This window comes from Neorhodopirellula pilleata, from assembly GCF_007859915.1.
Lineage (GTDB): Bacteria > Planctomycetota > Planctomycetia > Pirellulales > Pirellulaceae > Rhodopirellula > Rhodopirellula pilleata.
This window is the reverse complement of the sequence record NZ_SJPM01000009.1, coordinates 114,024-140,195: the sequence shown is the minus strand read 5'-3', so window position 1 is coordinate 140,195 and position 26,172 is coordinate 114,024. Positions and strand designations below refer to the sequence as shown.

General features: G+C 56.1%; 16 protein-coding genes. 10 read left to right on the top strand and 6 right to left on the bottom strand.

The window, feature by feature from the left end; translation table 11 throughout:
• The first annotated feature begins 185 nt into the window (after positions 1-185).
• Positions 186-695 carry a DUF4112 domain-containing protein gene (locus Pla100_RS19795; RefSeq protein WP_231603269.1) on the top strand — a complete coding sequence of 170 codons (510 nt, stop codon included), beginning with the start codon at positions 186-188 and terminating at the stop codon, positions 693-695.
• A gap of 44 nt (positions 696-739) precedes the next feature.
• On the opposite strand, the gene Pla100_RS19790 is transcribed toward Pla100_RS19795, so the two are convergent.
• Complete coding sequence (locus Pla100_RS19790; protein WP_315853488.1) at positions 740-1,996, bottom strand: dipeptide epimerase; 1,257 nt, start codon at positions 1,994-1,996, stop codon at positions 740-742.
• Positions 1,932-2,990, bottom strand: coding sequence for a ketopantoate reductase family protein (locus tag Pla100_RS19785; RefSeq protein WP_146579423.1), 1,059 nt, complete (start codon positions 2,988-2,990; stop codon positions 1,932-1,934). Before Pla100_RS19785 ends, Pla100_RS19790 begins: the two co-directional genes overlap by 65 nt.
• A gap of 161 nt (positions 2,991-3,151) precedes the next feature.
• Here Pla100_RS19785 and Pla100_RS19780 point away from each other — a divergent pair, with 161 nt between their 5' ends.
• From Pla100_RS19780 to Pla100_RS19760, 5 genes are all read left to right on the top strand, one after another.
• The gene (locus Pla100_RS19780) at positions 3,152-4,822 is read left to right on the top strand and encodes a GH3 auxin-responsive promoter family protein (RefSeq protein ID WP_146579422.1); all 1,671 of its coding nucleotides are present in this window, start codon (positions 3,152-3,154) and stop codon (positions 4,820-4,822) included.
• Between the two features lie 13 nt (positions 4,823-4,835).
• Entirely contained in the window at positions 4,836-6,080 is a 1,245-nt protein-coding gene (locus Pla100_RS19775; RefSeq protein ID WP_231603268.1) for an ATP-grasp domain-containing protein, read from the top strand.
• A 414-nt stretch (positions 6,081-6,494) separates the two neighbouring features.
• The gene (gene dprA, locus Pla100_RS19770) at positions 6,495-7,790 is read left to right on the top strand and encodes a DNA-processing protein DprA (protein ID WP_231603267.1); all 1,296 of its coding nucleotides are present in this window, start codon (positions 6,495-6,497) and stop codon (positions 7,788-7,790) included.
• A gap of 847 nt (positions 7,791-8,637) precedes the next feature.
• Positions 8,638-11,088: a sodium-translocating pyrophosphatase gene (locus Pla100_RS19765; protein WP_146579419.1), complete on the top strand. Its 2,451-nt coding sequence runs from the start codon at positions 8,638-8,640 to the stop codon at positions 11,086-11,088.
• Positions 11,089-11,252: 164 nt separating this feature from the next.
• Entirely contained in the window at positions 11,253-13,829 is a 2,577-nt protein-coding gene (locus tag Pla100_RS19760) for a hypothetical protein (RefSeq protein ID WP_146579418.1), read from the top strand.
• A gap of 7 nt (positions 13,830-13,836) precedes the next feature.
• On the opposite strand, the gene Pla100_RS19755 is transcribed toward Pla100_RS19760, so the two are convergent.
• Positions 13,837-15,216 (bottom strand): NAD(P)/FAD-dependent oxidoreductase, encoded by a 1,380-nt coding sequence (locus tag Pla100_RS19755; protein ID WP_146579609.1) that lies wholly within the window; start codon positions 15,214-15,216, stop codon positions 13,837-13,839.
• 157 nt (positions 15,217-15,373) lie between these two features.
• Here Pla100_RS19755 and Pla100_RS19750 point away from each other — a divergent pair, with 157 nt between their 5' ends.
• From Pla100_RS19750 to Pla100_RS19740, 3 genes are all read left to right on the top strand, one after another.
• Positions 15,374-16,219, top strand: coding sequence for a histone deacetylase family protein (locus tag Pla100_RS19750; RefSeq protein WP_231603266.1), 846 nt, complete (start codon positions 15,374-15,376; stop codon positions 16,217-16,219).
• A gap of 103 nt (positions 16,220-16,322) precedes the next feature.
• Positions 16,323-16,895, top strand: coding sequence for a sigma-70 family RNA polymerase sigma factor (locus Pla100_RS19745; RefSeq protein WP_146579416.1), 573 nt, complete (start codon positions 16,323-16,325; stop codon positions 16,893-16,895).
• Between the two features lie 12 nt (positions 16,896-16,907).
• Complete coding sequence (locus Pla100_RS19740; RefSeq protein ID WP_146579415.1) at positions 16,908-19,454, top strand: serine/threonine-protein kinase; 2,547 nt, start codon at positions 16,908-16,910, stop codon at positions 19,452-19,454.
• On the opposite strand, the gene Pla100_RS19735 is transcribed toward Pla100_RS19740, so the two are convergent.
• Both Pla100_RS19735 and Pla100_RS19730 read right to left on the bottom strand, forming a co-directional pair.
• Positions 19,444-20,874, bottom strand: a complete 1,431-nt coding sequence (locus Pla100_RS19735) for a DUF1501 domain-containing protein (RefSeq protein ID WP_146579414.1) — start codon at positions 20,872-20,874, stop codon at positions 19,444-19,446. The two genes, Pla100_RS19740 and Pla100_RS19735, sit on opposite strands and share 11 nt — an antisense overlap.
• A 20-nt stretch (positions 20,875-20,894) precedes the next feature.
• Entirely contained in the window at positions 20,895-24,011 is a 3,117-nt protein-coding gene (locus Pla100_RS19730; protein ID WP_231603265.1) for a PSD1 and planctomycete cytochrome C domain-containing protein, read from the bottom strand.
• A gap of 394 nt (positions 24,012-24,405) precedes the next feature.
• On the opposite strand from Pla100_RS19730, the gene Pla100_RS19725 reads away from it, so the two are divergent.
• Positions 24,406-24,756, top strand: coding sequence for a hypothetical protein (locus Pla100_RS19725; RefSeq protein ID WP_146579412.1), 351 nt, complete (start codon positions 24,406-24,408; stop codon positions 24,754-24,756).
• Positions 24,757-24,966: 210 nt separating this feature from the next.
• On the opposite strand, the gene Pla100_RS19720 is transcribed toward Pla100_RS19725, so the two are convergent.
• Positions 24,967-25,437 (bottom strand): IS66 family transposase, encoded by a 471-nt coding sequence (locus Pla100_RS19720; RefSeq protein WP_197168082.1) that lies wholly within the window; start codon positions 25,435-25,437, stop codon positions 24,967-24,969.
• Positions 25,438-26,172 lie beyond the last annotated feature (735 nt).

The window sequence follows — 26,172 nt, the reverse complement described above, 5'->3', positions numbered from 1 at the left end:
AGAGTGAAGAGTGAAGAGTCGGATTGGACGGATCTGACTGATCGGTCCGATCTTGAATCGCACCGCCAATAGCCAATAGCCAATAGCCAATAGCTACCCGAGTGCCGGGGCTGTGCCGAAGCGGCTTCGACCCAGCCTACGAAGGCCTACTAGGGGATACGAGGGACAGGATTGCGAGAGAATCATTGAAAAAACGAACATTATCAGAGCAGCCGAGCGCGGCCGACTCGCTTCCAGCGATGCGGTGGGTGGATCAATTCAGTCGGCTGTTGGATACCAAATATCGCATCCCAGGAACCCGCATCCGTTTTGGTCTCGATTTCCTGCTCGGACTTCTCCCCGGTGCAGGTGATGGTCTCAGCCTCGCGATGTCGGGGATCTTGATTGCCACGATGGCCAAAAACGGCGCGAGTTCTCGATTGGTGTTGCGGATGCTAGGCAATGTCGTTGTCGACGCCATCGTCGGCACGATTCCGATCGCCGGGAACGTGTTCGACTTGTTCTTCCGAGCCAACACCCGCAATCTCGATCTCATGCGAGAATTCTATGTCGAAGAGAAACACAAGGGCTCGGCGTGGCCGATCCTGCTTGGCATCTTCGTGGTCCTGGCGACTGTTTTCGCGATCGTCTTGGTAATCGTCGCCGCGATCTTTGCACGCGTTTGGGACTGGCTCACTTCAATCGGGGCAAGCTAGCGAACGAGGCCCCCGGCAGATCCAACAAAGTAAGTTTCATTGGATTAATGCTGGGATGCGATTCGAAACTTTTGAATGTGCCGTGACAGCGGCTTCAGTTTCGCTTCATCGACGGTGATGCCTAAACCCGGCAATCGAATCGCTGGTGCCCAACCACCGCGTCCAAAGGTTAGCGTCGGGCGGGTGATGAAGTCGCGAAGCAAATGAGCGTCGGCGGAGCCTTCGATGTATCGAATCGGACCGACCGAAGTGGCGAAATGTCGGCCCGCCGCCGACAAAATTCCAGACTCGCCGGGATGACAACCGAGTTGAAATTCCAAGCCCGCTTCGTAAGCCATTCCTGCCAGTCGCAAGCTATTTAGAAATCCGCCGCACTTGGACAACCGAATATTGAAGACGTCGCACGTTTGGTCCGCGATCGCTTGCCGGGCGTCTTCAAGACTGGTCAGCGATTCGTCCAACATGATCGGCGTGGCGACCTCGTCACGAACCCGCCGCAGCACTTTGACATCGTCGTGCCGGACGGGTTGTTCGACGCAACTGATGCCGAACGGTTCGAGTTCGACGATTCTCGAAACGACTTCGTCGCCCCGCCAGGCTTCGTTCGCGTCGACGCGTAAATCCATTTTCGAACCGACCCAATAACGCATTCGACGTAATCGTTCGGGGTCGATCTCGGGGTTCATGCCGACCTTGATCTTGCAGTGGCGAAAACCATAAAGACGCATCGCCAGCGAGCTGAGGATTTGCTTCCGCACACCTCCGGAGCTGATCGCGCTGGAGTATTGAACTCGTGACGACGGCGACGCGATTATCTGGCTATCCGTCATGGCTCCGACCAGGTCGCTGATCGGAGATTCAAAACATTTTCCGAACGCGTCGAGCAGGCTTAACTCAACGGCACATCGATGTGCGTTGGCCAGACAACCGCGTGGGTCGTCGACGCCGATAGAGGGACGATAGTTTCGACACATCGCAATCACATCAGACCAACCCTCGCAGTGAACGCCGAGCTGTCCGGCTAGGTCCGTCGCGGCGAGTTGTTCGATCGATCCTTCGGGCGTTTCGCCGGTCACGTACGAGCGTGGAATGCCTTCGCCCCAGCCGACGGTGCCATCGGCCAGTTCGCATCGGACGACCAAATTATCGCTGTAGGCACGCCGGAACGAAGCGTGCTTGAACTCTTTGCGTAGACGCAATCGCACGATCATCACTTGGAGGTTGGCAACTCGCACGTCAGCAGCCCGCGACGGTTCGAAAGCGTTCGGTGATCTCGCGCCTCGAAAAAAACGTGACGTCATCGACCGATTCCAGTTCATGAACCAAGCGAACCACCTCCGCATTCAATGGAGCATCGATGTGACATTCATTAGCCAATCGCACCACTTCACCATTGACGTAATCGATCTCGGTCGGTCGGTTCCTCATTAAGTCCTGGTACACCGAATACTTCAGCGAAGGTAAACGCAGCGGGCCTCGCAATACGTTTCGCACGAGCACTTGGAAACCCGGCAAATTGAACGTTCGTAACATTCGCCGAAAACGAAAGACGTCGGACATCCCACCGACCCGTTCGATCGATCGATTCGCCGCTGCGAGAACGCGTAAACCCTCATCCAAGATCGGGAGTGCGACTTGATTGCGCCAATCACGATCAAGAATACCTTCTCGCAAGAAATCGGTTGCCGACAACACGGATGCGTAACCCATCGTATTGAGAAGTAGTTTGTTGTACTGCGCCCCCAAAATGCGATCTGAGATTTCAATCGGCAATTGCGACGCGGCGAGGGTTCGATTGGCCAGATCGAGCGTCGCGCCGGTCACCCGTTTCGACGCGGGGCCGATCACACTGACGCCACTGCGGTTGCACGTGACGACGCCGGGTTGGTCGATCGACATGTTGGTCGCGGTCATTCCCACTAACAAATTTTCTTCGCGGACGATCGGTGCCAAGAGATGCTGGTTGATTCCGTTTTGCAACGACACCACGATCGCATCCCCGATCCAATCGGCAAATTGCGTTGCCGTTGCGACGGTGTCTTGGGTCTTGACGGTGAACAAGATCAGATCCGAACCGGCAACGGCGGCGGGATCCGACGAAGCCGTGATCGGCACGTCTCGTTGTCCCCAAGATCCCCGCAGTGAGACAATGCCGCGTTGTTGCATCTCGCGTCCGTGGTCGCCCCGGGCGATCAGGACGACTTCGGTTTCGGGTTGGTGGTGTTTGATCAATCCGCCAAACATGGCCCCGATCGCGCCGGCCCCGATCACGCTTACTTTTTTAGCAACTGTCATTTCGGCGAAACGTGATTTTCAATGATATGTGGGGAAAACGCGACCTTGATCGGAAGCTTCGGGCGAGTAGGATACCGGACTGATCGGTGACCTTCCTGTGGTAATCCTGGAGGCATTCGGTTGAACCGGCCACCATACTAATCGCCCGACCACTTAATTCCATGCCTTCCGTTTCCTATCTGGCCCGTCGCGTCTACCTCCAATGGCGGTTGCGGCGACTGAACCGTTATCTCGACCGAGCGTCGGATTGCAAGCAGATCCAGCATCAACGCTTGTTCGAGAAGATTCGGCTCAACCAAGATAGCCAGTTCGGACGCGAACACCGGTTTGACACGATCAGATCGATCCAAGATTTCAGGGACCGTGTTCCCGTCGCCGACTACGAAGTCTATCGGCCTTACATCGAGCAAGTCAAAGAGGGCAATCGCGAGGCGATGTTCGGCCCCGGAACGGAAGTCTTGATGTTTTCGATGACGTCCGGAACGACGGCCCAGTCCAAGTACGTTCCGATTACGAATCACTTCTTCAAGGAGTACCGTCGGAGCTGGAACTATTGGGGTCTGGCAACGTTTCGCGATCACAAAGATTTGATCAGCAAGTACACGTTAACCTTAGCCAGCGATTGGGATCAGTTCCGCACTTCGGCGGGGATCTGTTGCGGTAGCATCAGCGGATTAGCGGCCGAAACGCGGCCTCGGATCACGAATTCGTTGTTCATCTTGCCCAACGCGTTACTGAAGATCAAAGGTGCCGATAGCAAGCTTTATGCCTCATTGCGAGTCGCCGTCGCGTCGGATCGGATCGGCATGATCGTGACGGCCAACCCGCTGACATTGATTCAGTTGGCTCGTTTGGCCGATGACGAGAAGCAACGTTTGATTCGCGACGTCCACGACGGTACGGTCTCCGATCACGTGGACATCGCGTCGGACATCCGCGGCGTGATGCGGCACAAGATCGGCGGCCCGGACCATGCCCGGGCGAAACAACTCGACCAGATCGTCGAACGAACCGGTCATTTGTATCCCCGTGATTTCTGGTCAAACCTAGCCGTCGTATCGGTCTGGATGGGCAGTTCCGTGGCGACGTACTTGCCGACCGTTCGCGAGTACTACGGTGACGCGGCGTTGCGAGACCACGGATTGTCGGCCAGCGAAGGCCACATGACTTCACCGATGGAAGACGAAACGTGTTCCGGACTGTTGGATTACGAAAGCCACTTCTTTGAATTCATCCCCGTTGATGAACATGGCACACCCAACCCCACCGTTCTCGAAGCTGACGAACTCGAACCGGGGCAAGAATACTTTTTATTGATGAGCACGCTCAGCGGTCTGTACCGATACGACATTCACGACGTCGTCCGCTGCGACGGGTTCATCGGTCGTTGTCCGAAGCTCACGTTCATGAACAAAGGAGCCCACTACAGCAGCATGACGGGTGAAAAGCTTAGTGAAACGCAGGTCACCGAAGCGATCGGCCAGGCGCTGCGGGACATGAACATGACGATGGAGCATTACAGCCTCGTTCCGTTCCCCGGTGACCCGGCTCAATACCGGTTACTCATCGAAGAAACACTCGACGCGGAAGCAAGGAACCGGCTCGCTGAGAACGTTGATCGACGTTTGTCGGAAGTCAACTGCGAGTACGAAGATCGGATCAAGGGTCATCGACTTGCCAAAGTGGAAGTGGTCACGATTCCGCCAGGCACGTGGGCCGAACATCGTCGATTTCAAACGCGGCATGAAGGCAGCGACACATATGCCTACAAACATCCCTTCCTCGCGTCGAAACCGGCGTTGGCTGAAAAATTTCGCGCGTTGGTGAAGTAACGTGCGCATCCTGTTGTCCGAAGGTTCCAGCAATTCCGCGAGACAGGTGTTGTATGGTTTGGGTCGTGATCACCAAATCGATCTGGTCGATCCGTCGCCGTGGTGTCAATGTCGGTTCTCCAGCCTCGTGCGGCGTCGTCTGGCCTGCCCGCCGATCGGTCGCGATCCGCTCGGCTATGCGAAACGGGTAGCCGAGATCGTCAAGACGCATGACTACGACGTGCTGTTCCCGACCCACGAACAGGTTTATGTGTTTTCAAAATTCCGCGACGTATTTCAATCGCACGTCGGATTAGCCGTCCCCGACTTTGAAGCGATCCGTCGGGTACAGAGCAAAACCGAGTTCGTCGAATTGATGAACCAAATGGGCCTGCCGATTCCCGCTAGTCGGATCGCTCGCGACCGGGCGGAGTTGCTGGCCCACGACGACTTTCCTTGTTTCATCAAGCTCGCCCATAGCACGGCAAGCTTGGGCGTGCAAAAAGTTGACAACGCGGAAGAGTTACTCGAAGCGGTCCAACGATTTGAAAACAACCAATCGTTCAAGGAAGGCGACTCAGTCTTGTTGCAACAGCCTGCACCGGGGGTTCAGTCCGCCGTGACGGCGGTTTTTCAAGAAGGACGATTGATCGGGTACGCATGTGCCGAGATTTTGAAAACCGGGATCGGAGGCGGGCCCGCGTTGCGTGTCAGCGCGACCCATCCGCCCGTACAAGCTCATCTGGAACGATTCGGCAGTGCATTGAATTGGCACGGACCGGTCGCGATCGAGTACTTTTATGACGAGGACACGCAGCAGGCGTTGTACATCGAAGCGAACCCGCGGATCGGCGAGACACTCAATCCGACGATCGCGGGCGTTGCGATTTGCGACGCGGTCACGCGAATTTCGGTCGGTGAACGTATGGCCCCGTTATCCCAAGCGGCCCCCGGGGTGATGAGCCACAACGGTTTCATCGTGATGATCGCCGACGCTTACAACGGTGCCTCGCGGACCGAGTTGCTCAAACGGTTGCTGGAACATTGGCTCGGCCGAGGTGAGTACGGATCCTGCGAGAGCGAGATCACACGTCTGCGGGAAGATCCGCTGAGTCTCGTCCCGGCCACCGCCGTGATCCTGCGTTTGCTCGCTTCGCCGCGATCCGCCAACGGTTTGGCTCACGCAACGGTCGAGAACTACTCGCTCCCCTACGCGGCGGCGAGGTTTATCGACGAATTGCCCGAGGACGCGCTGGTCGGTTGCGGCGGCTTGAATTAGCCGATTTGGCGTTAGCCTGCCGTGCATTGCGTTCCCAGGCGGGAGCCATCTTGATAGGCCGCATTTTTTTGACCCCCACGAGCTCGTCTCGTGGGTGAATTCGGTTCGCCAGCTAGACAACGACGACCTCCCAACCTTCCGATTTCCACTTGTGCTCGCCGCTTGAAGCGGCGAGCACAAGTGAAAATCGGAAGGTTGGGCGAATTGCGGCTCGTGTCTAGCTTGCCAGCCTCGGCTTCCTGCCAGACGAGCTGGCAGGGGAGCAATCCATGAGGACTTGTGGCCTATCAAGAGGGCGGAAGCCTGGGAACGAGGATGGACGCGGCCCAACGAGATGGTGTGATCGGGTATGTTATCGGGACGGGACCGGAGCCTGTCCCTTACGAAGCGTCAAGGCACTGGAGGGACTGTCGATTGTCTGAAGAACTTTTCGTTTGGCAACAAGAACAGATTGAGCTGGAAACGTCCACAACCGATCGGGCGAGTGAATCGTTCGCGTCGATCGATCTGGCTGACATCGATCAGGTGTTGGTCGATCGCCTGCAACTGTGTTTGTTGCCGGGTTTAGGGCCGCGCAGTTTGTCGGTCTTGTTGCAGGCATTCGGTTCGGCCGATGCCGTGCTGCGGGCCAGCAGTGCCGACCTGCAACGAGTGCCCGGCGTCGGTCCGAAACTCGCGCACACGATCACGACGGCGAGTGACCATGTCGACGTCCAACGTGTTTTGTCGTGGTGTCGCGATAACCACGTGGAGATATTGGAACCCGATCGCCCAGGGTTCCCATGTCGTTCGCCGTATCCGACTCCGCTGTTGGAGCTCGACGACACGCCGCCGTTGTTGTTTGCCAGTGGACAATGGCGGGCGAGCGACGAGTTCGCGATCGCGATCGTGGGCACCCGTCATGCGACGCCGTACGGATTGCAACAGACTCGAAACTTGGTTCGAGATTTGGCGGCCGCGTCGGTGACCATCGTCAGCGGTTTGGCGCGTGGCATCGACACCGCCGCCCACCGGGCCGCGATCGAAGTCGGCGGCCGAACGATCGCGTTTTTAGGCGGAGGATTGGGTGAAATGTATCCGGCCGAAAACGCCGGATTGGCAAAGGAGATCCGCGACCACGGCGCGGTGATCAGCGAGTATTCCCCGCTCGCGAAACCTCGCAGCGGGATGTTTCCCCAACGCAACCGCTTGATCGCGGCGGCGAGTTTGGCGACGTTGGTGATCGAAGCCCCGATGCGAAGCGGTTCATTGATCACGGCGCGATTGGCCAGCGAAATGGGCCGGAGTGTGGGTGCGTTGCCGGGACCGGTCAACAGTCGTGCCTCGAGTGGATGCCACCATTTGATTCGTGACGGCGGAACGTTGGTGACCAACGCCGACGACGTGCTTGAACTGCTGGGGCCGGTCAGCCAACCGATCGTCACCACCGCCGGCCGCGTCGGCAGCGACTCGCGGTACGGAGACATCGGCGAGGGCGTTCCCGAATCGGCACTGAACCGATCCGAACGCGAGATCCGCAATGGCGTCGAATTGTCGCTCAACGAAATCGAACGATCCATCCTCGACCACATTTCACCGACCGGCACCGCGATCGACGAAATCATCGCCAAGACTGAGTTATCATCGCCCCGCGTGACCTCCATCATCAGCGTGTTAGAAATGAAGCGATTGGTTCGACGTTTGAGTTCACAGTACGTCTCGCGAATTTAAAGAAGGCTGGGTCGCAGCGATAGCGAAGACCCAGCATCAAATCAATCGCCGTACCAAACTTAAACTTAAACCTAAGCATCGCGTGAATATTAACTGCCGCATTATAAAAGTGGCATAGTCTTCCACCTTTCTATACCCCACATCTTTTTTGACCCCCACGAGCTCGTCTCGTGGGTGAATAAGGTTGGCAAGCTAGACAACGACGCCCCCCCCAACCTTCCGATTTCCACTTGTGCTCGCCGCTTGAAGCGGCGAGCACAAGTGGAAATCGGAAGGTTGGGGGCATTGCGGCTCGTGTCTAGCTTGCCAACCTCGGCTTCCTGCCAGACGAGCTGGCAGGGGAGCAATACATGAGCACTTGTGGGGTATAAAAAGGCTGGAAGCCTATTCCACTTATTGTTCACGCGATGCTAAACCTAAACTCGACCGTACTTCGTCCGCAGGACGACGGCAACAGGCGAGCGTTGCTTGCTTCAGGCTTCAGGCGTCAGGCGTTTAAGTTGCAACGAACGAGCTGGAAAAAAGGTTCCTGCAAGCCCGACGGGCAAGCGTGAGGATAAGTTCGATTCCTCCACATCCCAGCGGACCCACTCGCTTGCCGGTCTGTTGATTTAATCGTTTAACGGCAAGCCGCAGGCGACAGAGTTTGAAAACGCAGTCGCCTGCGGCTTGCCGTTAAACGAAAACGCCCAAAAGTGCACTCAATCAACACGCCGTTGCGAGTCGGGCTGGTACCCATCACACCAAAAAAACACGATACGATACCGTGGAATGACCGAAAGTCTTGGCGACATTCGCTACGATGGGAGGGTCGGCCCGAAAGATTGACAACACGGAGGAAGAAACGATGCAAGCGTTTTTAGTTTGGTTGATGTCGATAGCGGCATCATTCGTCGCGCTGTTTTGGGCGTTTCGTTTCTACCGCGAGATGATGCGAGCCGACGAGGGGACCGAGGCGATGCGTGAGATCGCCGAGAGTGTTCGCGTCGGTGCGTCGGCGTATTTGAGCCAACAATACAAAGTCGTCACGTTCGTCTTCGTCGTCGTGACGGGATTGCTCGCGGTGGCGTCGTTGGGAATGAACGTGTTGTCGGCTTGGGTACCGATCGCGTTCTTGACCGGGGGTTTGTTCAGCGGATTGTGCGGTTGGTTCGGAATGAAAACCGCGACCCAGGCGAGCAGTCGCACCGCTGCAGGTGCCCGAGTGTCACTCAACGAAGGATTGCAGGTCGCCTTCCGCAGCGGTGCGGTGATGGGGTTGACCGTCGTCGGGATGGGGTTGCTTTACATCGCGTTATGGTTCGCGGTGCTGTACTGGTTGGTGCCGATGTTCGGCGGCGACGATGCCGCACTGACGCTACCGCAAATCTCCGTAACGATGTTGTCGTTCGGCATGGGAGCGAGTGCCCAGGCGTTGTTTGCGCGGGTCGGAGGCGGGATCTTTACCAAAGCCGCCGATGTGGGGGCGGACTTGGTCGGCAAGGTCGAACAAAGTCTCGCCGAAGACTCACCCCGCAATCCGGCTACCATTGCAGACAACGTCGGTGATAACGTCGGCGATGTGGCGGGCATGGGGGCGGACTTGTACGAATCTTATAGCGGTTCGATTCTGGCCGCTTCGGCGCTCGGCGTTGCCGCGATGAGCGGCCCGCATTTGCTCCCCGAGGGCATGGAGACGACGTCGGCGCAGCTCAGCGCGATGATGTTACCCCTGGCGATTGCCTCGGTTGGTATCGTCGCTTCGGTCGCAGGAATCTATGCCGTCCGGACCGACGATCAACTTTCGCAGAAAGCGCTTCTGGCGGCACTCGCCCGCGGCGTCAATCGCTCATCATGGATCGTTGTCATCGCATCGGTTTTGCTCGCGATCGTTTTGATGCCGGCGATCCCGGGCACGCTTTGGTTCGGTTTGGTTCCTGGCATTGCGGCGAGCGTGATCGTCGGTCTGTTGGCCGGTTGGGCGATCGGTTATTGGACCGAACGGGTCACCAGTGACGAATACTCGACGACCCAAAACTTGGCAGGCCAAGCGGAAACCGGTGCGGCGACGATCATCATCGGTGGTGTCGCCGATGGAATGATGAGCGTTTGGTTTCCGGTGTTGATCGTTTCGGTGTCGATGTTGCTAGCGTTCGGGTTTGCCAACGGAGGCGATTTCAATGATGTGCATCGTTTCTCGCTCGGCTTGTACGGGGTCGGGATCGCCGCAGTGGGCATGCTCAGCACGCTAGGGATCACTTTGGCGACCGATGCCTACGGCCCGATCGCCGACAACGCGGGAGGTAACGCCGAGATGGCCGAACTCGAACCGGTCGTTCGCCAGCGGACCGATGCCTTGGATAGTCTGGGCAACACCACCGCAGCGACGGGCAAAGGTTTCGCGATCGGCTCGGCCGCCTTAACCGCGTTGGCGTTGCTCGCGGCCTACGTCGAGGGTGTTCGCGACGGGTTTGTGCGATGGGGCGATGATGTCGCGCACACCGCTTCAACGGACGGGTTCATCAAACTCAGCGACACGTTGGTGGTGGAGCGATCTGGCGAGCAATCGCAGACCTACTTGGTCATGCCGGCTCGGGAGCCACGCCCGGAACAATTGGAACAGTGGAGAAACATTGCCGGCGGATCGCCAATGAGCGAACAAGACAGGGTGCTTGTTTCCGGGCTAACCGTTCCGGTCGACGAGGCGACGTTAAAGGATTTTTTGAACTACTTTGACACGACGTTGATGAATCCACGGGTGCTGGTGGGATTATTCTTGGGCTCGATGAGCACGTTCTTGTTCTGTGCTATGACCATGAAATCGGTTGGCCGAGCCGCCGAAGGGATGGTGATCGAAGTCCGGCGACAATTTACCGAAAACCCAGGAATCCTCGATGGCAGCGTCAAACCGGACTACCAAAGCCCGATCGCGATCAGCACCAGGGCGGCTCAGCGTGAGATGATCTTGCCTAGTTTACTAGGCTTGCTTTTGCCGATCGGGGCCGGGTTATTGCTGGGCGTCGGCGGGGTATTGGGATTGCTCACCGGGTGTTTGACCAGTGGATTCTGTTTGGCGGTTTTTATGGCCAACAGTGGCGGCATGTGGGATAACGCCAAAAAGTACATCGAGGCCGGAAATCACGGTGGAAAAGGCAGTCCTTCGCACAAAGCGGCGGTCGTCGGGGACACCGTCGGCGATCCCTTCAAAGACACCAGCGGCCCGAGCCTGAACATTCTGATCAAGCTGATGAGCATGGTCAGCGTTGTCGTCGCGGGGCTGATTGTTCGCTATTCCCTCGTCGCCTTGGGCGTCTTTTGATACGATAAATCGATCCTCCGCAGGAAGTCGCCTTGACCGCAAATTTGCTCCGGCGATACCCTTTCAGGTTGATCGACATTTTCCACTGACCCATCCCCCCTTTCCGTGACAGTCGTCGTTCCGATCGGCTGTTACTTCACGGATGTTTTGCAGGCTTCTCTGACATGAGTTCGAGTCCGTTCGAGATTTTCCGACGCAACCTCAAGCCGTTAATGGTTTTGTTGACCCTATTGGCGTTGTTTTCGTTTGTCGTTTTGCCGGCACTCGATTCGTATTTGCGGCAAGGAGGTGGAATCAATACAGACCCCGTCGCCGCCAAGTATGACGGGATCGAACTGACCCGCGGTCGTGTCGCACGCACCACCCAGAATCACGCCGCCGTCGTTCGCTTCTTAAGCGAGCTAGCCCAAACGACGATGGAAAAAGGCGGGATGCCACAAACACCTGGATTTCAATACGACGAACAAAACGGACAAATCCGATCGCTCGGAATCGACGTCAACCCCGGCGAAGAAGCCACGATCAATACGCTGAGATTTTACAGCGAAGCCAAGAAAGCCGGTTTCGAACTCGATGACACCGCCGTTAAGAATTGGTTAGCCCGGTTCACCGACGGCACCATGACCGATGACGAAGTGATTGCCCTGCTGATGCGCAGCACCGGTAATCAACTCGGTCAACAACATCTTTACGAGCAATTGCGAATGCACTTGCTCGCCGATTTGTACCAACGCGGCTCGCTTGTTGGATTGACCAATGGCCAAATGCCTGTCGTGACGCCGTTGGGGCAATGGCAGAATTTCTTGAAAACGAACCAACAAGCCACCGTCGACGCTTACGGCGTTTTGGTGTCGGAATACTTGGACCAAACCAACGACAAGCCGAGCGAATCGGAAATCAAAGAGGTTTACGAACAAGGCAAAAACCGCATCAACTACCCGAACGATTTGTCCCCCGAACCCAAGTTTCAGCGTCCCGATTCGGCCAAGATCGAATACGTGGCGGCTGACTTGAATCAATTCGTCGAAGCCGAAAAAGCGAAGTTAACCGAAGAACAATTGCGTGCCGAATACGAGCGTCGTCTCGCCGGTGGCGATTTTCAGTTGCCCGACGACGCCACCACCGAAGATACCAAACCTGAAGAAACAACCGAGCCCGAAGTCAGCACCGCTCCGGAAGAAACTTCCAAACCGGCCGAAGAAGATTCGTCGATGAACACCGCCGAGTCAGGCGTCCGTTTGGTCGCCGCTTTCCAAGACGAAGACGGCGGTGAAGAAGTGGCCGAAAAAACCGTGGAAGAAGCTACGGAGAAAGCCGCCGAAGAAGTCAAACCGGAATCGAAGAACGACGAACCGAAGCAGGAACCGGAGAAGAAAGCGGAACCTAAGAAGGAGAATCCTCCCCAAGAGGAGAAGCCGGCTCAAGAAGAACCCGCAGCCGAGATGAAGGAAGAGGCTCCCAAGAGCGAATCCACCGAAACCAAGGAAACGCCTAAGAAGGAAACCGAACCCGCCAAGAAAGAAGAGCCGGCCAAAGAATCGCCAGCTAAAGAAGAACCAAAGAAAGACGAGCCAAAGAAAGAAGAGCCCGCAGCCGATAAACCCGCCGAGAAAATGACCGCTTCGGAAAAACCACCTGCGGAAGAACCTCCTGCCGAGAAACCTGCAGCGGAAAAGCCTGCCGCCGAGATGAAACCGGACACCGCTCCGACGTCCGGCGACGACTTGGATCTCGATGATGAACCGGCTCCTACGAAGCCGCAAACGTTCGAAGAGGTTCGTGATCAGATCGCCACGGATCTGGCGACCGAACCGGCCCGACTCGCCCTTGATCGCGCCGTCACCGAAGCGACGAAACGGATGCGACGCTACTTCAGCGAGCGAGCCGTTCATGAAAGCAACGTTTCCGTCGGCGTGCAAACCGAGGCCGACGCGCCCGAGCCGCTAGACCTGAAGGCGATGGCCGAAGAATTGGGACTGAAATACGGCCAAACCGACGGGCTGGTCAACCGTGTGAGTGCGGCTGATACCGAGCCCGGTTCGTCATTCGGCTTGGGCCAGAATTTCAATCGCCGCGGTCCTCCGTTTTCGGCGATGATGTTTGGCGCTCAAATGCAAGACGGATCGATGATTCCACCACAGGCACTCTACTCGCCACTGCGAACGGTCGACTTGGAAGCCGGCGTTTCCTACGTCAGTTGGAAGACCGAAGACGTGCTCGCGTATGTCCCCGAACTCGACGAAGTCCGCGACGAAGTCATCCAAGTCATCCGCACCCGAGAAGCCCGCACGCTCGCCAAAGCGGCGGCTGAAAAGATTGCCGAGGAAGCCGCTGCGGAAGGCAAGACACTCGCCGATGTGATCCCTCAAGAAAAGAAGGACAACTTGATTGCCGGCGTGGGACCGTTCTCATGGCTCGAACAAGTCGGATTCATGCAAACGATCGTTGCCAACGTCCCCGAACTCGATGCCGTCGGTGAGCGATTCATGCGAGAAGTCTTCACCTCCGAAGTCGGCACGTATTCGGTCGCTCCCAACGATCCTGAAAGTGTGTTCTACGTTGTCAAACCCACCGAGTTCCAACCCGACATGGCAACGTTGCAGGAACAATTCCGTCAGCCCCAACAACGGTTCATGGCCCAGTTGCTCGGCAACGACGACGCTCGCAACATCGTTCGCGGGTTCTACGAATCGGTCGACGAACGAACCGGATTCAAAATGAATCTTGCCGAGAACGAATAGGCGAATTTTATTCTTCGGGAGCGTTGGGGTTCGACCGGATGATCACGGTTTTCCCACCGGTGATCAACCGGGCGCTACGATTGAAGGTCGTGTAATGCCATGCCCACTGAAGCAAGATCAATAGTCGGTTTTGAAACTGGACGATCAATAACAAATGCACGAACAGCCATAACAGCCATGCGAGCAGTCCACTGAAACGATAATTGCCGATTTCAGCGACTGCGGCGGCACGGCCGATCGTCGCCATCGTTCCGCGATCGCGATACCGAAACGGTTTGTCGATCGAGTGCTTGAGTTCATCACGCCATGTCGTCAATTGGTTTGCCGAAGTCGGACTTTGGCGGCGTCGGATCGCCGATCGAATGGATTCGGCAACGTATTGACCCTGTTGCATTGCGACCGGAGCGAGTCCCGGCAAGGGTTTCCCGTTTTCATCGCGACAATTCGCAACGTCACCGATGACAAAAATCTCTTCATGGCCGCTCAAGTTCAAGCGATCCGACACTTCAATCCGCCCCGCCCGATCCGTCGGGATCGAACACGCCGATGCGAGCTTTGCGGCGAGAGGATTCGCTTTGACGCCGGCCGCCCATAAGACAGTCCTGGATGCCACAGTCGTCGAAGTATCACGGTAACTCAAGACAACGTGGTCCTCCGTGATTTCTGTGACCTTGGTGTTGGTATGCACTTCGATGTTGAGCGACCGCAGCTTCGACTCCGCCCGCTCGCTAAGCTCGGCCGGATAGTGTCCGAGAACATGGGGACCAGCTTCGACCAGCATCACTCGTGCATCTTTCGGATCGATGTTACGAAAGTCGTAACGTAGGGTGCGAGTCGCGATCTCGGAGATCGCTCCAGCCAGTTCGACACCCGTCGGTCCGCCACCAACGACGACGAACGTCATGAGTTGTCGACGAATGTCGTCGTTGTCCTCTCGTTCGGCAGTTTCAAAGGCAATATAAATCTGACGGCGGATGTAAGTGGCATCCTCGACCGTTTTCAAGCCCGGTGCCACCACCGCCCAGTCGTCTCGCCCGAAATACCCGTGCGTTGCACCGGCCGCAACGACAAGAACGTCGTAATCCATCATTCCATCGGCGAGCAAGAGTCGCTTTTGATCGACGTCAAAATCAACGACTTCGGCCATCACTGTTTCGCAATTGAATTGCTTACGAAGGATCGAACGCAGTGGCGTAGCGATATTCGCCGGAGATAAACCACCGGTGGCAACTTGGTAAAGTAAAGGTTGGAATAGATGATAGTTTTGACGATCGATTAAAGTGACCTTGGCATCGGCGCGTCGCAGACGTTTAGCCGTCTCCAATCCGCCGAACCCCCCTCCGACAATGACAACATGAAGGTTTTGAGTGGGTGTGGATGCGATCACGTTTTCGACCTGTTGGTAGAGGTAATGGATGACGATCTGACCCTTTGCCAGGAAACATACCGTGAATTTCCTCTGACTTCCGATCGACGGCAATCCCTTGAGACTGTACTACACTGACCACTTTGAATTGCCGTTACCGACGACCCATCGATTCCCGATGGACAAATACCGTCTTTTGCGACAGGAAGTCGTTCGGTCGGAACAACACCTCCGCGACACGTTGATCGTCCCGACCGCCGCGACGGACGATCAGTTGAAGTTATGTCACGACGCAGACTACCTGCAGCGCGTCGTCACGGGGACGCTTTCATCGGCGGAAATTCGCCGGATCGGATTTCCGTGGTCGCCGAAGATGGTCGAGCGATCACGGCGCAGCACGGGGGCCACGATCGCCGCGTCTCGCGCCGCATTGGAAGACGGCGTGTCGGCCAATCTTGCCGGCGGCACTCATCACGCCTTCGCCGGGGCGGGCGAAGGTTACTGCGTTTTCAACGATGCCGCCGTGGCCATGCGAACGTTGCAACATGACGGTCTGATTCGACGTGGAATCGTGATCGACTTGGACGTCCACCAAGGCAACGGGACCGCCTCGATTCTGACCGGTGACGAATCCGTTACCACGCTATCGATTCACGGCGTGAAAAACTTCCCGCTTCGCAAAGTCGCCAGCGACCTTGATGTCGCCCTCCCCGACGGAACTGGTGACGAGGCCTATCTCACCGCTCTCGATGTCGCATTGCAATGGGCTGCATCGCGTGGTCCCTTTGATCTGGCTATTTACTTGGCGGGTGCTGATCCCTACGAAAAGGACCGTCTGGGAAGACTATCGTTAACCTTTAACGGACTGCAACGCCGCGACGAAGTCGTACTCACATGGTGTCACCGCCAAAACCTACCCGTGGCAATCGCCATGGCAGGTGGGTACGCCCACGATCTCGAGGATATCGTTCGGATTCACGCGGCAACGTTGCAAACCGCATCGCGGTTCCATTCAGCGAGATAATCCGGATCCAAGAACCAGTCGACTGTGGGCGTGCCAATGCGTCCAGTCTGTTACACTATCGATTAACGACGTTGTTATCCTTTTTTTGAATGTGAAATGATTCATGTCTTCCATCACTGAGATTCTGCAATCCAGCCAGAAGGGAGACGCCGGAAAAACGAATCAACTTTTTACGGTACTTTACGACGACCTGCGCAAGATGGCAGGGCGGTTTCTGCAATCGGAGCCTCAGCGACAAAAACTCAGTAGTGCGTCGCTGGTCCACCAAGCGTACATTCGGATGGTCGATCAAAACGAAATTGATTGGCAAGGGAAAACCCATTTTTTTGCGATCGGTGCGACCGTCATGCGGCGAATTCTGGTCGATCACGCGCGGCACACGACGGCACAAAAACGAGGGGGCGGTTGGCTGCGCCGTCAACTCGACGACGAAGTGACCTTTGTGCTCGATCGCGACGAAGACGTGGTGGCGCTGGACGACTTGTTGATCACCTTGGCCGAGCTAAGCCCACGGCAAGCGAAGATCGTCGAATATCGTTTCTTCGGCGGATTGGCCATGAAAGAGATTGCCAACGAACTGAATCTCGGGCTGCGGACCGTAGAGAAGGATTGGGCGATGGCGCGGGCTTGGATGCGACGTGAATTGCGAGATCCGAACGATCACGATCAGGAGTAACCAGTATCCATCGTGGACGCCGCCCGCTATCAAAAAATCCAAGATCTGTTCTGGGAATCCGAATCGATCGAGCCTTCCCATTGGAGAAGTTTTCTCGAACAACAGGTGGGTGATGACCCGGCTTTGATCGACGAAGTCATCTCATTGTTGCGAGAACACAACCCGGACGCGGCCCAGGTGGAAGGAAGCAAAGCGCAGGCGGTCCAGTTGCCACCGACGATTCGTGGTAACGCACCAACAGAGTTCGGATCGGGTCGGAACCCACAGCCGTCGAATGATTCATCACCTCGCTCGGATGTGACGATTCCATCTTCTCAGCGTACCCATGCGGCACCCCGTGAGAAACCTCAGTCGCGTCGCAAACCTACACCGCAAGGTTCCAAAACACTTACCGCCGCAGGCGGCGTGAAGCCTTCGTGGTGGAGTTGGCTTCCGATTTGGTTGGCATTGTGGGTGGCAGGTACGGCTTCCATTTGGATCGCCGCTTGGTTTGTCGGCCGCAGTGAAATTCAGTCCGATTGGAATTACGGACGTCGAGTGCTACCGATAACCATGCATCAAGCCCGGGCGAGGATTGAACTGCAACTGTTGCGAGAACGCGAACGAACCAGACAATTGGCTACCGGACGCGTTCGCCGAATTCTTGAGTTGATCGATAGCGAAGCGGTTGCCCCATTCAACGATCCCACGGTCGACAAGATTCTCAAAGGTATTGGTTTCCTGAATGACCCAAACTGCGAGCTGGCGGTCTGGGACGACCAGTTCCGTTGCATCGTCGCCACGCCAAGCTTGCGAGGGGATGTCCCTGTTGAACGGCTCGAAGAATCGTTGACTCGATCGGTCGCTCCGTTGATCCGAACATGTCTCCAAGGCAAGCCGGTCTTTTGTGGATTCGGATTCGCTCGATTGGTTCCGTTGGCTGACGATCGTCGACCAATGGGTTGGATGATCCCGGTGTATCGCAACTCCGACTCGGAAAACTCCGAGTCATCCGGTATCCCGATCGGTGTGGTGATGTTGCTGCAATATTCAATAGCGAAACAACTCCAGGACATCACTCATAATGTCAGCGGCACCGCCGGCGTGGATGCCTACCTGATCGACCGTCAAGGGATCATGCAAACCGAAAGCCGATTGGCCCAAATGTTTTCTAGTCTTCCTTCGGTTGCCGGACGGTTCCGCGTGGCGGAGTATGACGGATTCGCACCGTTGATTGATCAGTCGATCGTTCATACTAATGCTCAACCAAAAGCACCGTTGACCATCGCAGCGGCGACCTTGATACGCATGGCAGAGGAAACGGACATCCAAACGCGAAGATTGCCGGGACAGCATGCTCCCGAAGATACGAAGCCCTATCCCAATTACATTGGTATTCCCAACCAAGGCACGTGGCGATGGTTCCCACTGTATGACTTTGGATTGATCGTCGAGCGTCCGTGGAAATACCCGCCGGACGTATTTGAGATGCGTCGCATCAATGCGTACACGACGCCCTTGGCTCACGCCTGGCCCATGGTCGGATTGTACTCGCTGCTGGCACTCCCATTCGTATCAACCTTCACTTGGTGGCATCATCGCCGGATGCGAGCAATCGAAGCGAAGAACCGCCCGCTGTCTCGGTATGGAATCAAAGAGGAACTCGGTGCGGGTGGGATGGGTGTCGTCTATCGAGCCGAACATATCGATCTTGGTCGCGATGTCGCGATCAAGTTGCTGCGAAGCGATTGCCAAGCTGAAGACGACCGTCAAAGGTTCGATCGTGAAGCACGTCTGGCATCGACGCTTTCATGCCCACACAGCGTCACGATCTACGATTATGGACACACCCATGAGGGCGACGCGTTTTGCGTGATGGAACTGCTCAACGGGATCACCCTCGCCGAAGTCGTCGCCCGAAGCGGTCCGCAACCTCCAGGACGGGTCGTTTGGATCATGCAGCAAATCTGCCAATCGATTCTCGAAGCCCATGGCAAAGGGCTGATGCATCGTGACTTGAAACCGCAAAACGTAATGCTGCGACTCGATCCGGTAGTCGGCGATTGGGCGGTCGTGTTTGATTTTGGGCTCGCCAAACCGATCGCACCCGACCGGGACATGTTTCAAACCGCCGAGACGATTTGGGCCGGTACTCCGATGTACATGGCTCCTGAACGATTTCGCGAACCGTCCAAGTTAGACCCGCGCAGTGACATCTATTCGATCGGTTGCATCGCGTACTACTTGCTCGCCGGCAACCCGCCGTTTGCCGAATGCGATCCCGAATCGATGTTCGGGTTGATCATGACGCAACTGCCGATCGAAATTTCAACTCATCGAGAAGAATCGATTGACGCGGAGTTGAACCAGTGGGTACGCCGCTGCATGGCCAAGAACAAGCACGAACGTTCCTCGGATATTCAACTTCTGAATCGCGAACTTCAATCGATCTCAGAGCGATTGCCATGGTCCCGCTCGGATGCGGAAAGTTGGTGGTCCCGTCATGACAGACCGCCCATCGATGGGGACGACACGCCCGATGTTCACCGAATGTTCAATCGCACAAGTTTCAGGTCATAATCGGATGTAATACTCTCGCTGGTTCCACACCCGTCAGCTTCATATCGAGGCCTTGGAACTTGTAAGTGAAACGCTGATGGTCGATTCCAAGCAGGTGCAGCATCGTAGCGTGGAAGTCGTGGACCGAGACGACATCTTCGACCGCGTTGTAGCCGAATTCATCGGTCGCGCCGTAGGAAACGCCCGGCCGGATTCCGCCACCGGCCATCCACATCGAAAAGCCTTTGATGTGGTGATCTCGGCCCGGATTCTCGCCGCCACCTTGGGACATCGGTGTCCGTCCGAACTCGCCGCTCCAAATGACAAGGGTGTCTTTGAGCATGTCCCTTTGTTTCAAGTCTTCGATCAACGCCCAACTGCCTCGGTCGACCAACTTGGCCGTATTGGCTACGCCGTTCTTGACGCCGCCGTGGTGATCCCAACCGCGGTGATAAAGCTGAATAAACCGCACGCCCCGCTCGGCTAATCGCCGGGCGAGTAAACAGTTGCTCGCGAAAGATCCATCACCGGGCTTCGATCCATACATATCCAAAACATGCTGCGGTTCGTTGCTCAAGTCGACCAATTCGGGCACGCTGGCTTGCATCTTGAACGCCAGTTCGTACTGCGCGATGCTGGTCATGATTTCGGAATTGTCGACGCTCTCTTGCCGTAATCGATTCAGCCCGTTGACCGCGTCGATGACTTGACGTTGTTGGTCTCGGTTGACTCCCGGCGGGTTGCCGACGAACAACACCGGATCCCCTTTGGAATGAAAATGCACGCCTTGGTATCGACTGGGCAGGAAACCGCTGTGCCATTGACGCGAGGCGATCGGTTGCGACTGGCCTCCACCGACCGACGTCAACACGACGAACCCCGGCAAGTCCTCCGCTTCGCTGCCGAGCCCGTACTGGATCCATGATCCCATGCACGGCCGGCCGGAAATTTGCGTCCCGCTATTCATGAACGTGTGCGCCGGATCGTGGTTGATCTGCTGCGTCGTCATCGAACGAACGATCGCGATGTCGTCGGCGAGTTTGGCGATGTGAGGCAGCGCCGTTGAAATCTCTTGGCCGGACTCGCCAAACTTTTCAAACTTATGTTGTGGTGCCAGACACTTGAGGGCTTTGCCTTGCAACTGCGCGATCGGTTGGCCCGCCGTCAAGGAATCGGGCATCGGCTGGCCGTCCATTTCCGCGAGCTTGGGTTTGTAATCGAGCGTTTCCAAGTGCGATGGCCCGCCCGCCATGCACAAGAAAATGACGCGTTTGGCTTTGGCTAAATGGTGAGGCTCGATCGCGCCGAGCGATGAAACCGCGTTGCCGCTAGCGGATTGCTCGGCGGCCAATTGTGTGGCGAAGGCGACCGAGCCGATGCCAACGGTAGCCCGGTTGAGAAATGTGCGTCGCTGGATCGCTTGGAAAGATGAGTTCAACATGATTCGTTAGTCATGATTCGTTAGTAACGTGAAATGGTTTCGTATGCGTTCAGGATCGCGCGGGTGACTTGGGTCCACGCCGCAAGTTCACCGGTGACCTCATCATTGGCCGTTAGGTCTTCCGGAACAGCCGCCTCACCGACGCTCAACAACTGCTTCGCTGCTGCCGGATCATCGGCATAGTGCCGAAGTTGTTCGGATAACAAATGGGTCAGCAGTTCAGTTTCGGCCTGGGTCGGAAAACGCGACCAAGCTTGTTGGCAAACCCATTCGATTCGATCCGCTTCATCTCCGGTTTGTCGCATGACCCGTTGGGCGAACACGCGAGCGGCTTCGACAAAGATCGGATCGTTGAGCACCACCAAGGCTTGTTGCGGGATGTTCGATCGGGCACGTTCGGCGGTGCATTCTTCTCGCGATGGCGCGTCGAAGGCGAGCATCGAGGGATGCAAAAACGAACGGCACCAAAACGTGTAAAGACTCCGCCGGTAAAGTCGCTCGTCCTTGTCGGCCTGCCACTCGCGAGTCGGAAAATTGAGATGCTGCCAATAGCCGGCCGGCTGGTAAGGTTTGACGCTCGTGCCACCAATCGTCTCGTCGACCAAGAGGCCGCTGAGTTGTAACGAGGTGTCGCGAACAAACTCGGCGTCCAATCGCCAACGGCCTTGCCGGGCGAACCAATCGTTGCCCGGATCAGACCGTTTCAGCTCGGCGTCGGGCACGGAGCTGCGACGGTAAGTGTCGCTGTTGAGGATCAACCGGATCATGTGCTTGACATCCCAACCGCTCTCGATGAATTCCATGGCCAACCAATCGAGCAATTCCGGGTGCGTCGGCGGTTGTCCTTGACCACCAAGATCATCAAGGTTGCGTGATAAGCCGCGGCCGAAATAGAGACTCCACAACCGATTCACGAACGTTCTCGCCGTTAGCGGGTTGTTCGGATCGGCCAGCCACTCGGCCAACTGCAGCCTCGTGAGCGGTTCGGACTTTGGTTCACCGGTGGTTAGAAAATCGGGCATGGCCGGTTGAACGATTTCGCCGGATTCATCGAGCCAATTGCCGCGAGGTAAAATTCGCGTCGTTCGCGGCTGCGGCAATCGTTCGGTGATCAAAGTGGTCCGGACACTGTCTTCGATCGCGTCGCGCCGCTTGCGTGCCGTTTCCAACTTCGCTTGAGCGGCTTTCCAAGTGGGCGAATGATTGCGGTAATAGTCCGCCAGTTGCTTGCGCTGCGATTCGTCACGTTGGTCGGTGTCGATTCGGATGATTGCCAAAATCTCCTGGGGCGTGACATCGGGATCGACAACGCCCGCATCTTCTCGGTCGGTAAGGGCGAGTCGCAAGCGGCCGATGGAATGCTTGGCGTATTTCGAGCGATGTCGCATTTCGAGCTTCAATTCATGCGGCTCGGGCCCTAGTTCGAGCGGCTCTTTCAAGGTGAACACGGCGGTTCGTCGTGCTGCTTTTTCGGAGTGTCCGCTGACCGCCCAACCCGACTCCGGGTCGTCATCAATCGCGGCCATCACGGGGAAGCTCGCTTGTTCGAAATCAGCCGTGGCAGAGCCGAATGGTAACGACTTTCCGTTTCGGGAAACCGTGAAATCGGTGAGCACAAAGTTGCCGTTGGCTCGGGACAGTCCGCCTTGCTTGGCGAACGAATCGTCCGTTAAAGCTTCCAACCGAATTGCCCGGACCGTGCCGCTGGCTTGGACGGTGATCTGATAATCCGTTTGGTTCGGCTGGGCACCGGTGTGCAACAGCGACCCGTCGGGCTGAACCGTCAGAGTTGCTTCGGCCGTCGCCGTCGCGGAGTCGACGTTCGCAATTTTCCACGGCGACGAATCCTCGGGGGGGTCACGCTGGGTCGCTTCCCATTGGCGTTGTTCGGCGGCGATTTGAGCAGCCAGTTCGGAAGTCGCATCCGGTTTCAGGCCCGCCTCGAGTTGTTGCAATTCGCGATCGATCGCCGCGAGCTGTTGCCGCTGAGCATCGGTGTAAAGTTTGAGATTGGGGGGCTGTGATCCAACGGGGGTTTCTTTGATGTCGGCAAAGAAAGCCGCCATCGAATAAAAATCTTTCGCCGTGATCGGATCGTACTTGTGGTCATGGCACTGCGCACAACCGACGGTCGAACCGAGCCAAACGCTCGAGACGTTTCGCACACGATCGGCGGCGTAGATTGCGATATACTCTTTCGCTTGAGAGCCGCCTTCTTGCGTCGTTTGCAACAGACGGTTGTAGCCTGACGCGATCAGTTGATCCGTCGTCGGATCGGGTAATAGATCTCCGGCCAACTGTTCGGTCGTGAACCGATCAAAAGGCAGGTTCGAATTGAACGCGCCGATCACATAATCTCGGTAAGCCGAGACCTCGCGTGGATTGTCGCTGTGATATCCGATCGTGTCGGCATAACGAACCAAGTCAAGCCAATAGACCGCCATTCGTTCACCGAACCGTGGGTCGTCGAGCAAGCGATTGACCAACCGAGGGTAGGCATCGGTGGCGGGGTCATTCAGAAACTCGTCGACGTCGTCCGGCGTCGGCGGCACGCCGAGCAGGTCCAAGTACAACCGACGCACTAATGTCACCGGCGAAGCTTGGTCGACCGGCGTGATCCCATGTTCAGACCACTTCGCCTCAATCAGCGCATCGATCGGCAGCGCATCGATCGGCAAAGACAACGCGGCGGTTGCGGAAGATTGCGGCGGGGAAACCTCCGGGCGTTGCAGCGGGCGATAGGCCCAGTGCATTTCGAACGCGGCTCCTTCGTTGATCCAGCGCCGCAGGACTTCGATTTCTTTCGGAGTTAAATCTTTGTGAGATTCCTCCGGCGGCATGTGCATATCCGGATCGCTTGCGAGTATCCGCCGCATCGCTTCGGAATCATCCGCATCACCGGGCTTGAAAGCGACGTACCCGCCCAGGTCAGCGAGCATGCCTGATTCAGTATCGAGCCGCAGCCCCGCTTCGCGTGTCTGCTCGTCTGGACCATGACAAGCGAAGCACTTATCCGACAAAATCGGTCGGACTTGTTGGCTGTAGGAAACCTTCTCGGCAAACGCGGGCTCGCTCGCAGGCAAAACACTCGTCAGATAAACGACGCCAAAGAGCAAACAGCAACCAACACGAGTCATCGATCGTTGCACAAACATAAGCAATCAGATGGGAGGGAATAGGAGGCGGGCTAGCACTATTGTACTACCAGACGACGCTCACGCCAAAGCCAGTCGCATTGCGGGTGGACCCGATCCAAGACAAATGTTAGTGAAGAATCGCAAAAACAGGGATTTTTCAAAAAAGCGTGTCCTCAAACAGTCGTTTTAGATCATGTCCCTTATACTCCCGGTGCGCCGCGACGCTGAAGAATTGCGGTCAAAACACTAACTGATCCATCGTCTAATTATCAGCGTCGTCAACTCCCGACGAAAGGACAACATGGACGCGACGAGGTCTGAACCATCACGGACACCATTTCGACCACTCCAAGGTATCTGCCTAGCGAGCTTGATCTTGTTCTCGCCGATTTCTATGGCGAAAGCTCAGTTCATCAAACGGCAAATTTGCTCACCGGCTACCGATTCTCGTTCCGACGTCACGGCGATTCCTTTGCCCACTGAGTCAGGAACCGCAATGAAGCCGGGAACCCCTGAGGGCAACAATCAGCCGATAGATTTTCTCAATGATCCCGACGTCGTCACGGTCAACGAAATGCGTGACCGTTACCGACTCGGTCAAGAGTTTAAGAACACTTCGCCCTTGCTGCTCGCGTGTGACCACAACAAAGCAGATTCGTTCAAACCAACTCCGACCGATCTCACCACGCGTCCCTTGCGTCATCCGCCGATGGATTGCCACAAAACGAATCGCCTGTTCGGCTAAGTTATTCGTCGGGCCGATGTTAGGTCGCTGATGAAGCGGAAGTAGTCTTCGAGGTGTTCACACCGTAGAATGCTCGGCCATGTTTGCCGCGTGTTGTGTGTCGGGTTGCTCGCCAGTGTCATCCCAAACGATCTCATCGCGGATTCGCTCAAGCCGCTTGCGAAACGTCGCTTCGCTGGCAAATTCTTCCCGGCGAGCAATCGTTTTAAACTATTTTCGAAACTGTTCGCGAAGCCTTGTCCCGTAAATCCGATTTTCTTCGTCCGGATGGATGCGCGGAAACTTGATGTCACGGATCAAGTGGGCGATGCAAAACTGAAGTTTAACATTCTCATCCAGACGTATGTGCTTGTGGTACGCCGAGAAGCAATCGCAACCATTCATGCCATCGAATTCCGTCTCCAGCGTTTCGATCAAAACTTGGCTGCCACGACTCGGCGAGATCTTGAAGACGGCAAACAGATACTTTCGAAAACACCACGTCGGAAGCTTGATGCCGTTTACCCTGTGTCCCGTTTCGTCGACGTTGAGATGACTTTGCACACTCAGTACGTCGAGCAATTGTTTATACGGATCGACAAGGCTCTGGCTGAATTTGCCATCTAACTTCTGAACCAATCCTCGACTCAATTCGACACCAATCACATCTCGGTAGTATTTCTTAATCTGTCCGACTGACATAAGGCAGACGCCATTGAACCGGGCGATCGGGCCGAATCGATCGATAGCAATTTTGGGGCGTCGAAAAACTCAATCTAAACTCGTTCGCGGCCGAAGGCCGTGAACGGTTACCACCAGAGGTAATCGACCCAAACCGTTCTTTCACGACCAAGGCCACTGTTCATTCCTTCGTTTTCTACAGGTGCGATCCGTGACTTTTGGCTAATCGGCGCGTTGATACAATGGTAAACTGACGCGTCGACGAGGGATTAAACCTAATTAGATCCTAAGTAGGTATCCCTCGCTGAGGCCGGGGGTTAATATGCCGACTAAATCAACGAGCCGTGATGGCTCATATCCTCTCAGGATCTCAAAAAGAAAGGCAAATGAATTGATCAACGAAGACAAGAATCCATTTGCAAGTCCGTTGTCGTCTTCGGTTCTGCCAACAAATGAGTCGAATATTTACTTTCCTAGACTGGCCATTCTAGGTTCAATTTCAGTCATGCTTCCGTGGCCTATAATCGGAATTGCAACATGCTTGGGGTTGTCGCTATTTGAGGAATCGAGCGAGGTTATATTTATGTTTGGAGCAGTCACCCTGATTTTTCTCTTGCCACTTGCATTAGCCCGCCTTATTCACCAAGCGCGCCTTTAGGGTAGAAACCATCGCGTGAAACGCTACGTTTATCGGTTCACTACAACCAACTCAAACGCAAAGCAGGATCACGCGATGGGTGAAGTACAACGTAACCT